Annotated in this window: 15 protein-coding genes; all 15 read left to right on the top strand. The window is 70.5% G+C overall.

Translation table 11 applies throughout. From position 1 onward, the window contains the following. The first annotated feature begins 53 nt into the window (after positions 1 to 53). The 15 genes from rpoZ to trpC all read left to right on the top strand — a co-directional run bounded on the left by rpoZ (position 54) and on the right by trpC (position 13,437). Entirely contained in the window at positions 54 to 311 is a 258-nt protein-coding gene (gene rpoZ, locus ASF30_RS08460) for a DNA-directed RNA polymerase subunit omega (protein WP_055818200.1), read from the top strand. A 28-nt stretch (positions 312 to 339) separates the two neighbouring features. Continuing rightward, the gene (gene coaBC, locus ASF30_RS08465; RefSeq protein ID WP_055904507.1) at positions 340 to 1,569 is read left to right on the top strand and encodes a bifunctional phosphopantothenoylcysteine decarboxylase/phosphopantothenate--cysteine ligase CoaBC; all 1,230 of its coding nucleotides are present in this window, start codon (positions 340 to 342) and stop codon (positions 1,567 to 1,569) included. Positions 1,570 to 1,641: 72 nt separating this feature from the next. Continuing rightward, the gene (gene metK / locus ASF30_RS08470; RefSeq protein ID WP_055904509.1) at positions 1,642 to 2,835 is read left to right on the top strand and encodes a methionine adenosyltransferase; all 1,194 of its coding nucleotides are present in this window, start codon (positions 1,642 to 1,644) and stop codon (positions 2,833 to 2,835) included. Positions 2,836 to 2,840: 5 nt separating this feature from the next. Then, positions 2,841 to 4,841: a hypothetical protein gene (locus ASF30_RS08475; protein WP_055904512.1), complete on the top strand. Its 2,001-nt coding sequence runs from the start codon at positions 2,841 to 2,843 to the stop codon at positions 4,839 to 4,841. A 4-nt stretch (positions 4,842 to 4,845) separates the two neighbouring features. Next, the gene (gene fmt, locus ASF30_RS08480; protein ID WP_055904515.1) at positions 4,846 to 5,763 is read left to right on the top strand and encodes a methionyl-tRNA formyltransferase; all 918 of its coding nucleotides are present in this window, start codon (positions 4,846 to 4,848) and stop codon (positions 5,761 to 5,763) included. Continuing rightward, positions 5,760 to 7,157, top strand: coding sequence for an RsmB/NOP family class I SAM-dependent RNA methyltransferase (locus tag ASF30_RS08485; RefSeq protein ID WP_055904518.1), 1,398 nt, complete (start codon positions 5,760 to 5,762; stop codon positions 7,155 to 7,157). The genes fmt and ASF30_RS08485 overlap by 4 nt, the downstream gene beginning before the upstream one ends. 47 nt (positions 7,158 to 7,204) lie before the next feature. Further along, entirely contained in the window at positions 7,205 to 7,873 is a 669-nt protein-coding gene (gene rpe / locus ASF30_RS08490) for a ribulose-phosphate 3-epimerase (protein ID WP_055904521.1), read from the top strand. A gap of 13 nt (positions 7,874 to 7,886) precedes the next feature. Continuing rightward, positions 7,887 to 8,150, top strand: coding sequence for a phosphoribosyl-ATP diphosphatase (locus ASF30_RS08495; protein WP_055904524.1), 264 nt, complete (start codon positions 7,887 to 7,889; stop codon positions 8,148 to 8,150). A 60-nt stretch (positions 8,151 to 8,210) separates the two neighbouring features. Further along, positions 8,211 to 9,050: an ATP phosphoribosyltransferase gene (gene hisG / locus ASF30_RS08500; RefSeq protein ID WP_055904526.1), complete on the top strand. Its 840-nt coding sequence runs from the start codon at positions 8,211 to 8,213 to the stop codon at positions 9,048 to 9,050. 10 nt (positions 9,051 to 9,060) lie between these two features. Continuing rightward, positions 9,061 to 9,825 (top strand): imidazole glycerol phosphate synthase subunit HisF, encoded by a 765-nt coding sequence (gene hisF, locus ASF30_RS08505; RefSeq protein WP_055904528.1) that lies wholly within the window; start codon positions 9,061 to 9,063, stop codon positions 9,823 to 9,825. Further along, the gene (gene hisI, locus ASF30_RS08510; protein WP_055904531.1) at positions 9,822 to 10,220 is read left to right on the top strand and encodes a phosphoribosyl-AMP cyclohydrolase; all 399 of its coding nucleotides are present in this window, start codon (positions 9,822 to 9,824) and stop codon (positions 10,218 to 10,220) included. The genes hisF and hisI overlap by 4 nt, the downstream gene beginning before the upstream one ends. Continuing rightward, positions 10,217 to 11,749 carry an anthranilate synthase component I gene (locus ASF30_RS08515; RefSeq protein WP_055904534.1) on the top strand — a complete coding sequence of 511 codons (1,533 nt, stop codon included), beginning with the start codon at positions 10,217 to 10,219 and terminating at the stop codon, positions 11,747 to 11,749. Before hisI ends, ASF30_RS08515 begins: the two co-directional genes overlap by 4 nt. A 31-nt stretch (positions 11,750 to 11,780) precedes the next feature. Then, on the top strand, positions 11,781 to 12,395 hold the full coding sequence (locus ASF30_RS08520) for a Trp biosynthesis-associated membrane protein (protein WP_055904537.1): 615 nt from the start codon (positions 11,781 to 11,783) through the stop codon (positions 12,393 to 12,395). A gap of 35 nt (positions 12,396 to 12,430) precedes the next feature. Continuing rightward, positions 12,431 to 12,661, top strand: a complete 231-nt coding sequence (locus tag ASF30_RS08525) for a DUF6704 family protein (protein WP_055904878.1) — start codon at positions 12,431 to 12,433, stop codon at positions 12,659 to 12,661. Between the two features lie 2 nt (positions 12,662 to 12,663). Beyond that, positions 12,664 to 13,437, top strand: a complete 774-nt coding sequence (gene trpC, locus ASF30_RS08530; protein ID WP_055904880.1) for an indole-3-glycerol phosphate synthase TrpC — start codon at positions 12,664 to 12,666, stop codon at positions 13,435 to 13,437. Positions 13,438 to 13,439: the final 2 nt, after the last annotated feature.

Genomic DNA, 13,439 nt, shown 5'->3' on the forward strand with positions numbered 1-13,439 from the left:
TTCATCCGGCGCCCCGGAACGCAACGCATCAATGCACTGAGGAGTGTTCTCACATGGCTGACAAGCTGACCGGAATCATCGACCCGCCCATCGACGAGCTGCTGTCGAAGGTGGACTCCAAGTACGCCCTCGTCATCTTCGCCTCCAAGCGTGCGCGCCAGATCAATGACTACTACGCCGATCTCCACGACGGCAGCCTGTTCGACAACGTCGGACCCCTCGTCGACTCCTCCATCGAGGACAAGCCGCTCTCGGTCGCCATGCGCGAGATCAACGAGGACAAGCTCCAGCTCAGCCCGATCGTCGAGTAGCACCCTCACAGTTCGCACGCACAGCACAGTGGCGCTCAACGTCGTCGTCGGCATCACCGGCGGCATCGCGGCCTACAAGGCCGTCAACGTCGTGCGTTCCCTCGTGCTCGCGGGTCACGACGTCCACGTCGTGGCCACCGACGCCGCCCTGCGTTTCGTGGGGCGGCCGACGCTCGAGGCGATCTCGCGCAATCCCGTACACACCGAGCTGTACGAGGGCGTCGCCGAGGTGCGCCACGTCGCCATAGGCCAGGCGGCCGACCTCATCGTGATAGCGCCGGCGACGGCCAACACCATCGCCAAGCTGGCCGCCGGCATCGCCGATGACCTCCTGGGCAACACCGTGCTCGCCAGCACGGCGCCTCTGGTCATCGCGCCGGCGATGCACACCGAGATGTGGCAGAACCCGGCCACTGTCGACAACATCGCGACCCTCCGTGGCCGGGGAGTCCACGTCGTCGGGCCCGCCGTGGGGCAGCTCACCGGCCGCGACTCCGGTCCCGGCCGACTCGAGGAGCCCGAGGTCATCGTGGCCGCGGCCCTCGCCGTGCATGCCGAGCACGCGGCCCGACTCGCGGCATCCGGCGACCTCTCCGGTCGTCGTGTCGTGGTCACCGCCGGCGGTACCCGCGAGCCCCTCGACCCGGTGCGCTTCCTGGGCAACCGATCCAGCGGGCGGCAAGGCGTCGCCATCGCGACGGCCGCCAGCGCCCGTGGCGCAGCCGTCACCCTCATCGCCGCGCACCTCGAGGTGCAGCCTCCGAGCGACGTCGCCCTCGTCGAGGTCTCCACGGCCGTCGAACTGCAGCAGGCCGTGGCGGATGCCGCCGTCGACGCCGACATCATCGTGATGGCCGCGGCCGTCGCCGACTACCGTCCCACGAGCGTCGCGGAGTCCAAGATCAAGAAGGAGACGCAGGGCGACACGCTCGAGCTCTCCTTGGTCAAGAACCCCGACATCCTCGCCGAGCTGGGCGCCGCGCGACGGTCGGGTGCGTACCCCCGACTCCGGCTGATCGGCTTCGCAGCCGAGACCGAAGCCGACGACGCCGCGCTCCTCGAACTCGGCCGGGCGAAGATCGCGCGGAAGGGCGCCGACCTTCTCGTCGTCAACCGTGTCGGCTGGAACGAGGGCTTCGCCACCGACGGCAATTCCGTCGTGGTGCTCGACGGGGCCGGCGCTATAGTGAGCGAGGCCGCCGGCAGCAAGATGTCGGTGGCCGATCGTATTCTCGACGCCATCGTCGCTCTCGGCTGAGCAGCAGCACCGGCACCGATCACCGATGCGGTCGCCGAACCATGACGCTCGTCACACCAGAAACGGGGCACCATGAGCGAACTCCGCCTGTTCACATCCGAATCCGTCACCGAGGGACACCCCGACAAGATCTGCGACCAGGTCTCGGACTCCATCCTCGACGCCCTCCTCACCGTCGACCCGCACGCCCGGGTCGCCGTGGAGACCCTCGTCACCACGGGGCTCGTCCACGTGGCCGGTGAGGTGACGACCTCGGGTTATGTCGAGATCCCGGCGATCGTGCGCGATCGCATCACGTCGATCGGCTACACCTCGTCCGATGTCTGGTTCGACGGCCGCTCCTGCGGTGTCTCGATCTCGATCGGCGCTCAGTCGCCCGACATCGCGCAGGGCGTGAACGACGCCTTCGAGTCCCGTGAACAGGCCAGCGACGACGCTCTCGACCACCAGGGGGCCGGCGACCAGGGCATCATGTTCGGCTACGCCACCACCGAGACGCCGCAGCTCATGCCCGTCCCGATCTGGATCGCCCACAGGCTGTCCGAGCGGCTCGCCGCGGTGCGCAAGGAGGGTCTGGTCGACTACCTGCGGCCTGACGGCAAGACCCAGGTCACAGTGGGCTACGACGGAATCGTTCCGCGCACAATCGACACCGTCGTCCTCTCGACGCAGCACTCCCCGAAGGTCTCGACCGATGACCTCCGCCGTGAGGTCGAGGAACTGGTCATCAGGCCGGTGCTCGACTCGGTCGAACTCACCAGCTCCGACCTCAAGGTGCTCATCAACCCGACGGGTCGCTTCGAGATCGGCGGCCCGCAGGGCGACGCCGGCCTCACCGGCCGCAAGATCATCATCGACACCTACGGCGGGGCCAGCCGGCACGGTGGTGGCGCCTTCAGCGGCAAGGACCCGTCGAAGGTCGACCGGTCCGCCGCCTACGCCATGCGCTGGGTCGCCAAGAACGCCGTCGCAGCCGGCCTCGCCGACCGTGTCGAGGTGCAGGTCGCCTACGCCATCGGCAAGGCCGCTCCCGTCGGCCTCTACGTCGAGACCTTCGGCACCGGCCACCTGCCCGACGACGTGATCAGCGCCGCCATCCGCGAGGTGTTCGACCTGCGCCCGGCCGCGATCATCCGCGACCTCGACCTGCTCCGGCCCATCTACGCGCAGACGGCGACCTACGGCCACTTCGGCCGGGAGCTGCCCGACTTCACCTGGGAGCGACTCGACCGCGTCGACGACCTCCGCAGCGCAGCCGGACTGTAGCGCCGGTGCCGGGACTCATCGCCCGGGTGCTCATCGACTCCCCGCTTCCGCAACTCGATCACCCTTTCGACTACAGCGTTCCCGACGAGCTCGTCGACGGCATCAGCGTCGGCGTGCGGGTCAAGGTGCCGTTCCGATCGGCGACGAGGCTGACCAGCGGGTACGTCATCGGGCTGGTCGACGCCGACGAGGCCGAGTTCGGCGGCAAGCTCAGCGCCCTCGACTCGGTGGTGTCGGCGGCCCCGGTGCTCGACCCGGCGGTGTGGAGCCTCGCCCGCCGGGTCGCCGACCGCTCCGGCGGCACCGCGAGCGACATCGTGCGTCTCGCTGTGCCTCCGCGGCAGGTGCGGGTCGAGAAGAAGTGGCTGGCACGGCTGACGGATGCCACTCCTCCAGCGCCCGCCGACGCTGATGCCGCCACACCTGCCGCAGCCTCTGTCGAGCCCGTCGCCGTCACCGGCTACCCCGATGCGCTGCAGAGTTCCGTCGCCGTCGGCGAGCGCATCGCCCTGCGGGCGATCCCTCGCCTGGTGCAGTTGCCCGGCGGGGTGTGGGTGGGCCACTGGGCCATCACGCTGGCCGAGCTGGCCACGACCATGCTCGCTTCAGGCCGCAGCAGCATCCTCGCCGTGCCCGACTACCGTGACCAGGCCCAGCTCGAGGCCGCGCTGGCCGCGGCGTTGCCGGCCGACCACGTCGTTCGCCTCGACGCCCGACAGCCGGACGCCGAGCGCTACGCGGCCTTCCTGCGGTGCCTGGAGCCAGCGCCCGTCGTCGTCGTCGGCAACAGGGCCTCGATCTACGCCCCGGCGTCCGACCTCGGGCTCATCGTGGTGTGGGACGACGGCGACCCGCTCTACGCGGAGCAGTTGGCGCCCTACGTGCACACCCGTGACGCGGCCCTCGTGCGACAGGAGCAGACGGGGTGCGCCCTCGTGCTCGCCGGCCATGCGCGCAGCGTCGAGGCGCAACGGCTCATCGAGATCGGCTGGATGCGGGCCGTCGAGCCCGAGCGCGCCCCACGGCCGCGCGTGATCCCCACGGGCCGCCAGTCCAGCGAGGATCCGGCCGCTCAGGCCGCCCGCATCCCGTCGTCGGCATGGCGGGAGGCGCGCACCGCACTCGAGACCGGTCCCGTGCTGGTGCAGGTGGCCAGCCCGGGCTACTCGCCGTGGATCGCCTGCGCCACCTGTCGCGAACCTGCCCGCTGCACCCGCTGCCGCGGTCCACTCGGAGTCTCCAGGCCCGGTGCCATTCCCGCCTGCCGTCTGTGCGGTGCCGTGGCGGCCGACTGGAGCTGCTCGCACTGCCAGGGCCGCACCTTCCGCAGCATCGGCGCCGGCTCAGGCCGCACGGCCGATGAGCTCGGGCGAGCGTTCCCCGGGGCGCTCGTCGTCCTCTCGGACGGCGACCACGAGGTGCTCACCATCGGCGACAAGCCGGCTCTCGTCATCGCGACCCGCGGAGCGGAGCCCATCGCGGCAGGCGGTTACCATGCCGTGCTCCTCCTGGACGGGGAGAGGATGCTGGCCCGCGAGTCCCTGCGCGTCGGCGAGGACTGCCTGCGCTGGTGGTCGAATGCCGCCGCCCTCGCGGCTCCCGGTGCCCCTGTGCTCCTCGCCGGGGCCACCGGCCCCGTGTCCGACGCCCTCACGTCCTGGCGCCAGGACGCCTTCGCCGCCGCCGAACTCGCCGACAGGCGCGCCCTGCGGTTCCCGCCAGCCGTGCGGGCGGCATCCGTCACCGGATCCGCCGCCGGAGTGGCCGAGGCTCTCGCCGCGATCGAATCCATCGACGCAGCCGAAGTGCTCGGACCCGTGCCCGTCGCCGACGGCCAGGTGCGCGCCATCGTGCGCTTCGACTACGCGGCCGGATCCGCCGTGGCGGGGGAGTTGCGGTCCGTCGTCGTCCGCATAGCCACCCGCACCCGCTCGGGGCCACGCGGAGAGAAGCGGCGGGTCGCGCCTACACTCAGAATCAGATTCGACGACCCGGAGATCCTGTAACGCCATGAAAATCCTCTTCGCCGGGACCCCCGAGGTCGCGGTGCCGTCACTGCGTGCCCTGCACGCGGCCGGCCACGCCATCGCCGCCGTCGTGACCCGTGCCGACGCACCGCTCGGTCGCAAGCGCGTTCTCACACCGTCGCCCGTCGCCTCGGCGGCGGAGGAGCTCGGACTGACCGTCGTCAAGGCCAACCGCCTCGATGCCGTCGTCACGGAGCAGTTGCTCGGGTATGGAGCCGAACTCGGCGTGGTCGTCGCCTACGGCGGCCTCGTGCGCGAGCCCCTGTTGTCGACGCCGCGGCTCGGCTGGGTCAACCTGCACTTCTCTCTGCTGCCGCGCTGGCGCGGAGCCGCCCCCGTGCAGCGCGCCATCGCCGCCGGCGACGCCGTCACCGGCGCCGACGTCTTCCAGCTGGTCCCGGAGCTCGATGCCGGCGACGTCTTCGGTCGCCTCGAGCGGACGATCGCCGCCGACGACACCGCCGGCTCCCTGCTCGGCGCCCTGAGCATCGACGGAGCGGCCCTGCTCGTCGACGTCGTGGCTCAGCTCGAGGCCGGGACCGCCCTGGCCGTCCCGCAGACCGGCGCGGTCACCCTCGCTCCGAAGCTCACGATCGACGACGCCCGTATCGACTGGACCCTCCCGATCGCGACAGTCGACAGCCGTATCCGGGGCATGACGCCAGAACCCGGAGCGTTCACGGAGATCGACGGGGCGCGCTTCAAGGTGCTCGAGGCTCGTCCGGCTCCGGATGCCGCCCCGCTGGAGCCCGGCACCATCCGCAGCGTCGACGGCCGTGTGCTCGCCGGCACCGCCGACGCACCACTCGAACTCCGCCAGGTGCAACCAGCCGGCAAGACTCCCATGGCGGCCGCCGACTGGTGGCGCGGCGCCGGAACAGACGAGGTGATCGCCGGATGAACTCCCGCATCCAATCCAGCCGCATCCAACCGGCCCGACGAGTCGCCTACGACGTGATCTCGGCCGTCAGCACGAGCGACGCCTACGCCAACCTGCTGCTGCCCGTGCGCATCGATCGCGCGAAGCTCTCCACCGGCGACGCCGCCCTCGCCACCGAACTCACCTACGGAACGCTCCGGATGCGCGGCTTCTACGACAGGGTCATCTCGCTGACGGCCGGACGGCCCGTCGAGAAGATCGACGGCCCGGTTCTGGATGCCCTGCGCCTCGGCGCCCACCAGCTGCTCTCGATGCGCACGGCGGATCACGCTGCCGTCAACGAATCGGTGGAGCTCGCCCGGGAGTACGGTTCGCGGTCCGCCTCCGGCTTCGCGAACGGCGTGCTGCGCACGATCTCGCGCTCCACCCTCGAGGAGTGGCGCGAAGCCGTCGTCGGCGAGGAGTCCGACCCCGACGAGAAGCTGGCACTGCTCTACTCGCATCCGGCGTGGATCGTGCGGGCACTCCGCCAGGGGCTCGACGCCGAAGGGAGGGCCGACGAACTCGAGGCACTGCTGGCCGCCGACAACGCGGCCCCGAAGGTGAACCTGGTGGCGCTTCCCGGGCTCGTCGACTCCGGCATCGCCGCGTCGCTGGGCGAGGCGAATCGCTACTCCCCGGTCGGTCACGACCTCGGAGGAGGGGATCCCTCGGCGATCACCAAGCGCTCGCACGGCACCGTGCGCGTCCAGGACGAGGGCTCCCAGCTCGCCGCCCTCGCTCTCAGCCGGGCGCGGCCGATCGAGGCCGACGAACGCTGGCTCGACCTCTGCGCCGGCCCCGGCGGAAAGGCCGCGCTCCTCGCGGCCGAGGCGCTGGCCGGCGGAGCCGAACTTCTCGCCAACGAGCTCGTCCCGGCGCGGGCCGAACTCGTGCGCTCGGCACTGTCCGCGGTGTCCAGCGACATCGAGGTGGCCGAGTTCGACGGCACCGAGGTGGGGGAGCGGCATCCGGCCGCCTTCGACCGCATCATGCTCGATGCGCCGTGCACGGGACTCGGCGCCCTGCGCCGCCGCCCTGAGGCGCGCTGGCGCAAGTCGCCCCGCGACGTCGCCGAGCTGAGCGCGCTGCAGGCCAGCCTGTTCGATGCCGCCGTCGTGGCGCTGAAGCCCGGGGGCATCCTCGCCTACGTCACCTGCTCGCCTCACACCGGTGAGACCCTCGGCGCCGTGGGGGCTGCAGCGTCGCGCTGGAAGGGCGAGCTCGAGCCCCTCGACACCAGCGCCGTGCTCGAGGCCGTGGCCGAGCATCCGCTCGACCTCGCCGGCGATCCTCACACCGTGCAGCTCTGGCCGCACCGCCACGGCACCGATGCCATGTTCATCGCGCTCTTCCAGCGCACCACGGCCGGCTGAGGCTCGGACGGCCCTCGACGACCGGGGCGGACGGTAGATTGGACCCCATGCCCGCCAGGATCAATCCGAGCATCCTCTCCGCCGACTTCGCCAACCTCGAGAGCGAGCTCGGCCGCATCCGGAATGCGGATGCAGTGCACGTCGACATCATGGACAACCACTTCGTGCCGAACCTCACCTTCGGCCTCCAGATGGCCACGCGACTGCAGGAGGTGTCTCCGCTCCCACTCGACGTGCATCTCATGATCGACGACCCCGATCGGTGGGCCCCCGGCTATGCCGAGGCCGGTGCGTTCTCGGTCACCTTCCACGCCGAGGCCGCCCGCGAACCCGTCGCCATCGCCCGCGCCCTGCGTGAGCGCGGCGCCAGAGCTGGTCTCGCGCTCAAGCCGGGCACTCCGGTCGAGCCCTACCTCGAGATGCTGCACGAGTTCGACCAGATCCTGGTGATGACGGTCGAGCCCGGGTTCGGCGGCCAGAGCTTCATGCCGTCGACCATGCCCAAGCTCAGTCGTCTCGCGGATGCCGTCAGTCGCACCGGCGCCGACGTCTGGCTGCAGGTCGACGGCGGCATCACGGCCGAGACGATCCTGATCGCCGCCGAGGCCGGTGCCGACACCTTCGTGGCCGGCTCGGCCGTCTTCAACGCCGCCGTCCCCGACGACGAGATCGTCTCCCTTCGTGCCGCCGCGGCGTCACACGTGCACAGGCACTAGTACCGTGGATGCCGTGAAGACTTTCGACGAACTGTTCGCCGAGCTCTCGACGAAGGCGCAGACGCGCCCCGAGGGCTCCGGCACCGTGCGCGAGCTCGACGCCGGCGTGCACGCCATCGGCAAGAAGATCGTCGAGGAGGCCGCCGAGGTCTGGATGGCCGCCGAGTACCAGTCCGACGAGGAGACCGCCGAGGAGATCTCACAGCTGGTCTACCACCTCCAGGTGCTCATGGTCGCGAAGGGTCTGACACCGGCCGACGTGTACCGACATCTGTGAACGCGAGTTCGCCAGATGTCCCTACCCGTATCGCCTGACCCATCGGAAGACCCCATCACCATGCTGAGAATCGCAGTGCCCAACAAGGGCTCGCTGTCGGAGACCGCCGCCGACATGCTGTCCGAGGCCGGCTACGCCGGTCGTCGCGACGCCAAGGAACTCCACATCGTCGACGAGCGCAACGGCGTCGAGTTCTTCTACCTCCGTCCGCGTGACATCGCCACCTACGTCGGATCCGGAGCCCTCGACGTGGGCATCACCGGTCGCGACCTGCTGATCGACTCCGGTTCGTCGGCGACGGAGACGGCCGAACTCGAGTTCGCGCGTTCCACCTTCCGCTTCGCCGGACCCGCCGAGCACTTCACCGAACTCGGCGACCTCGATGGCGTGCGCATCGCCACCAGCTACCCGATCCTGGTGGGCGAGTTCCTCGAGCGCCACGGCATCTCGGCCAAGCTCGTCACTCTCGACGGGGCCGTCGAATCCGCGGTGCGTCTCGGGGTGGCGGATGCCATCGCCGACGTCGTCGAGACCGGCACGACCCTCCGGAAGGCCGGTCTCTCGGTCTTCGGTCCCGTCATCCTGGAATCGACGGCGGTGCTCATCAGCTCGCCGGATGAGAAGCCGGGAACTGCCACACTGCTCCGCCGCCTGCAGGGCGTGCTCGTGGCCCGCCGCTACGTGCTCATGGACTACGACGTTCCGGCGCGGCTGCTCGTGCAGGCCACGGCGCTGGCCCCGGGCTTCGAGTCGCCGACCATCTCACCGCTGCACGATCCGGACTGGGTCGCCGTGCGCGTGATGATCCCGCGCGATGACACCAACAACGTGATGGACGCGCTCTACGAGCTCGGCGCTCGCGCCATCCTCGTCACGACGATCCACGCCGCACGTCTTTAGGGGCCCGGCCATGTCACTCTCCGTGCGCGTCATCCCGTGCCTCGACGTGGCCGCCGGCCGTGTCGTCAAGGGCGTCAACTTCCTGAACCTGCGCGATGCCGGCGATCCCGTCGAGCTCGCGCGCACCTACTACGAGCAGGGTGCCGACGAGATCACCTTCCTCGACGTCACTGCCACGGTGGACGACAGGTCGACGACCTACGACATCGTCGAGCGCACGGCGGAACAGGTCTTCATCCCGCTCACCGTGGGCGGCGGGGTGCGCAGCACCGATGACGTCGCGCGTCTGCTCGCCTGCGGGGCCGACAAGATCGGCGTGAACAGCGCCGCCATCCGTCGCCCCGAACTGATCGGCGAGATCGCCGACCGCTTCGGAGCCCAGGTGCTCGTCCTCTCGCTCGACGTGAAGCGCAGCTCCGTGACGCCGTCGGGATTCGTCGTCACCACTCACGGCGGTCGCACCGAGACCGAGCTCGACGCCCTCGAGTGGGCGCAGCGCGCCATCGAGCTCGGCGCCGGCGAGCTGCTGGTCAACTCCATCGACGCCGACGGAACGAAGCAGGGCTTCGACCTCGAGCTGGTGCGGGCCATGCGCTCCCTCAGCAGCGTTCCGGTCATCGCCTCCGGGGGAGCCGGCGCGTTGGAGCACTTCGCCCCGGCGATCGAGGCCGGGGCGGATGCCGTGCTCGCCGCGAGCGTCTTCCACGACGGCCTCCTCACCGTCGGCCAGGTCAAGCAGGAACTCGCACGAGAGGGAGTGGTGGTTCGCACATGAGCACGACAGACCGAAGCAGCGACGTCGACGCGATCCTCGCCCGCACGACATTCGGCACCGACGGCCTGCTGCCGGCCGTCATCCAGCAGTGGGACAGTCGCGAGGTGCTCATGCTCGGCTGGATGGACGCCGAGGCGCTGCGCCGTACCCTCACCGAGGGTCGGGTCACCTTCTGGTCGCGCTCGCGCCAGGAGTACTGGCGCAAGGGCGACACCTCCGGCCACGCCCAGTACGTGCGCGGTGCCGCCCTCGACTGCGACGCCGACACGCTGCTCGTGCAGGTGGAGCAGATCGGTGCCGCCTGCCACACGGGCGAGCACAGCTGCTTCGACGTCGACCCGCTGCGTCCGGTGACGGCATCCGCGCCGGTGAACGAGAACCCGGAGGCATCATGACCGGCTCCACGGCCACGACCACCCGTGAGGACTTCGACGCCCTCACGGCAGACCACCGCGTCATCCCGGTCATCCGCGAGCTGTTCGCCGACGCCGAGTCGCCCGTCGCCATCTACCGCAAGCTCACTGGCGGACGCCCGGGCAGCTTCCTGCTGGAGTCGGCCGAGCAGGGAGGCATCTGGTCGCGGTACTCCTTCGTCGGGGTGAACTCCTTCGGCGTCCTGACCCAGGACGGCGATGACGTGCGCTGGATCGACGCCTCCGAGACGGCCGAACGCATCCTCGGCGATGTCTCGGGCCTCGCCCCGCTGGAGGTGCTCGGCCAGGTCTACACGCGCTGGCAGACGGCACCGGTCGACGGCCACCCGCCGCTCACCGGCGGCCTCGTCGGCTTCATCGGCTGGGAGGCCGTGCGCCAGCTCGAGCACCTGCCGAACCGCCCACCGGCCGATTTCGAGGTTCCCGGCCAGGCCTTCGCCTTCGTCGCCGACCTCGTCGTGCTCGACCACCGCTTCGGCACGGTCTCGCTGATCGCGAGCGTGCTGAACGACGGCGAGACGACGACGGATGCGGCCTGGTCCGACGCGCAGGCCCGCCTCGACGCCCTCCAGGTCGCCCTTGCGGCCCCATCGGAGCCCGCGCTCGCCCTCGTCGACCTGTCGACGCCGGCGCACCCGCAGCACAGGGTGCCCCGTGCGGACTACGAGGACGCCGTGGAGAAGTCGAAGCACTACGTGCGCGAGGGCGACGTCTTCCAGGTGGTCGTCTCGCAGCGCTTCGATCACCCGGCCGAGGCTCACCCCCTCGACGTCTACAGGGTGCTCCGCAGCCTGAACCCGAGCCCGTACATGTACCTGCTCAGCCTCGAGAGCGCCGCAGGGGACCCGTACTGGATCGTGGGCTCATCGCCCGAGTCGCTGGTCAAGGTGCAGGACGGCCGCACGTTCACGCATCCGATCGCCGGATCCCGCCCGCGAGGCGCGAACCCCGAGGAGGACGCCGACCTCGAGAAGGAACTGCTGGCCGATGCCAAGGAGCGCGCCGAGCACCTCATGCTCGTCGACCTCGCCCGCAACGACCTCTCGAGGGTGTGCACGGCCGGCACCGTGGAGGTGACCGAGTTCATGCGCGTCGAGCGCTTCAGCCACATCATGCACATCGTGTCCTCCGTCGAGGGCGATCTGGCGCCCGGGAAGACGGCGATCGACGCCTTCCGCGCCACATTCCCCGCCGGAACCCTGTCCGGAGCTCCCAAGCCCCGCGCGCTCGAGATCATCGATGAGTTGGAGCCGGCCCAGCGCGGTGTCTACGGCGGGGTGGTCGGCTACTTCGGCTTCGGCGGCGACGCCGATCTGGCCATCGCCATCCGCACGGCCGTCATTGCCGACGGTGTCGCCCATGTCCAGGCCGGCGCGGGACTGGTCGCCGACTCCGACCCCGCGACGGAGTACGAGGAGTCGCGCAACAAGGCGGCCGCCCCGCTGCGTGCCGTGGCCATAGCCAACGCCATGACCCGGGTGTCGCAGTGAGGCCGCGTCGCTCGGTGACGGGGTCCGCGTGATGCAGAAGCCCAAGTACAAGGTCATCCTCGTCGTGATCGTCGGGGCGGCTCTCGCGCTGCTCGCAGCGACCCAGCAGTGGTTCACCCTCACGGTGACCTCGGGCGCCGGTGGGAGCACCGAGCTCGCCGTCAGCGGCGCCGTCGCGGCACCGGCCCTCAGCGCCCTCGCCTTCGCCGCCCTCGCCCTGGCCGCGGCCTTGGCCATAGCCGGGCCGCTCATCCGGATCGTGCTGGGCGTGCTGGGCCTGCTGCTGGGCGGCAGCCTGATCCTCTCGACGGCGCTCGCCCTCGGCGACCCCGTCGCGGCGGGAGCATCCGTCGTCACCGCCGCGACAGGCGTGTCAGGGTCGGACTCCGTCCACGCCCTCGTGGGAGCGGTCTCGAGCACGGCCTGGCCCGTCGTGGCGCTCGTCGCCGGCATCGTCATCGTCATCGGCTCCCTCGGCGTGCTCGTCACCACCCGCCAGTGGCCGGGGTCGGCCCGCAAGTACCAGGCCGTGCGCCTCGAGGGCACCGAGGTGAGCGCGAAGGACCGTGCCGTCGACGAGTGGGACGAGCTCTCGCGCGGCGACGACCCGACGGCGGAGCCCGACGCCGGCCCCGCCACCCGATAGACTTCCAGCGCACCCCAACCCCTGCGAGGAGAACCATGAGTACAGAGACTGTCGAACCCGGACACGGACATTCGCCGGCCGCCTGGACCGCTGTCATCATCATGCTGGTCGCCTTCACCATCGGCACTATCGCCTTCTTCTTCGAGGCCGTCTGGGTTGTCTGGGCCTCCGTCGTGCTCCTCGTGATCGGTGCCATCGTCGGCTGGGTCCTCGCCCGCGCCGGCTACGGCGTCGGCGGCTCGAAGACCACGGTGAGAGAACACTGAACCTGCTGACCGCTCTGACGAGCGGATCGATCGAGGATTCCGAACGGCGCCGCGGCGAACTGCCGCTGGCCGTCGTGGAGCAGGCCGCCCTCGCGCGAACGCCTGCGCTCGACGTCGCCGCTGCTCTCGCCCCGACGGATGCCGTCCGCATCATCGCCGAGGTAAAACGAGCGAGCCCCTCACGTGGCTCGCTCGCCGCCATCGCCGATCCCGCTGCCCTGGCGCTGTCGTACGAGCGCGGCGGAGCCTCGGCCATCAGCGTGCTGACCGAGGAGCGCCGCTTCGGCGGATCGCTCGCCGATCTCGAGGCCGTGCGCGCCGCCGTCCGCATCCCCGTGCTCCGCAAGGACTTCATCGGCACCGCCTACCAGGTGTTCGAGGCGCGTGCCGCCGGCGCCGACCTCGTGCTGCTCATCGTGGCCGCGCTCGACCAGCCGGTGCTCGCCGAACTGCACGCCCTCATCGGCGAGCTCGGCATGATGGCGCTCGTCGAGACGCACAGCGCCGATGAGCTCTCGCGGGCGATCGACCTCGGCGCCGGACTCATCGGGGTCAACGCCAGGGACCTCTCGACCTTCGAACTCGATCGCGACCTGTTCGGCCGGCTCGCCCCATCCATGCCCGACGGCGTCATCCGCGTCGCCGAATCCGCCGTCAAGACCGTCGACGATGTCGCGCACTACCGCGCCGCCGGCGCCGACGTCGTCCTCGTCGGCGAGGCTCTCGTCACCCACGGCGATCCGGAATCCACGCTCCACGACTTCCTGCAGGTGTGAAC

It is taken from the genome of Leifsonia sp. Leaf264, assembly GCF_001422325.1.
Classification (GTDB): domain Bacteria; phylum Actinomycetota; class Actinomycetes; order Actinomycetales; family Microbacteriaceae; genus Orlajensenia.

What these genes read in the sequence shown, in the direction of transcription:
- rpoZ (WP_055818200.1), top strand. Translation starts at nt 54, where the DNA reads ATGGCTGACAAGCTGACCGGAATCATCGACCCGCCCATCGACGAGCTG.
- metK (WP_055904509.1), top strand. Translation starts at nt 1,642, where the DNA reads ATGAGCGAACTCCGCCTGTTCACATCCGAATCCGTCACCGAGGGACAC.
- rpe (WP_055904521.1), top strand. Translation starts at nt 7,205, where the DNA reads ATGCCCGCCAGGATCAATCCGAGCATCCTCTCCGCCGACTTCGCCAAC.
- hisI (WP_055904531.1), top strand. Translation starts at nt 9,822, where the DNA reads ATGAGCACGACAGACCGAAGCAGCGACGTCGACGCGATCCTCGCCCGC.
- fmt (WP_055904515.1), top strand. Translation starts at nt 4,846, where the DNA reads ATGAAAATCCTCTTCGCCGGGACCCCCGAGGTCGCGGTGCCGTCACTG.
- hisG (WP_055904526.1), top strand. Translation starts at nt 8,211, where the DNA reads ATGCTGAGAATCGCAGTGCCCAACAAGGGCTCGCTGTCGGAGACCGCC.
- ASF30_RS08525 (WP_055904878.1), top strand. Translation starts at nt 12,431, where the DNA reads ATGAGTACAGAGACTGTCGAACCCGGACACGGACATTCGCCGGCCGCC.
- ASF30_RS08485 (WP_055904518.1), top strand. Translation starts at nt 5,760, where the DNA reads ATGAACTCCCGCATCCAATCCAGCCGCATCCAACCGGCCCGACGAGTC.
- ASF30_RS08520 (WP_055904537.1), top strand. Translation starts at nt 11,781, where the DNA reads ATGCAGAAGCCCAAGTACAAGGTCATCCTCGTCGTGATCGTCGGGGCG.
- ASF30_RS08515 (WP_055904534.1), top strand. Translation starts at nt 10,217, where the DNA reads ATGACCGGCTCCACGGCCACGACCACCCGTGAGGACTTCGACGCCCTC.
- hisF (WP_055904528.1), top strand. Translation starts at nt 9,061, where the DNA reads ATGTCACTCTCCGTGCGCGTCATCCCGTGCCTCGACGTGGCCGCCGGC.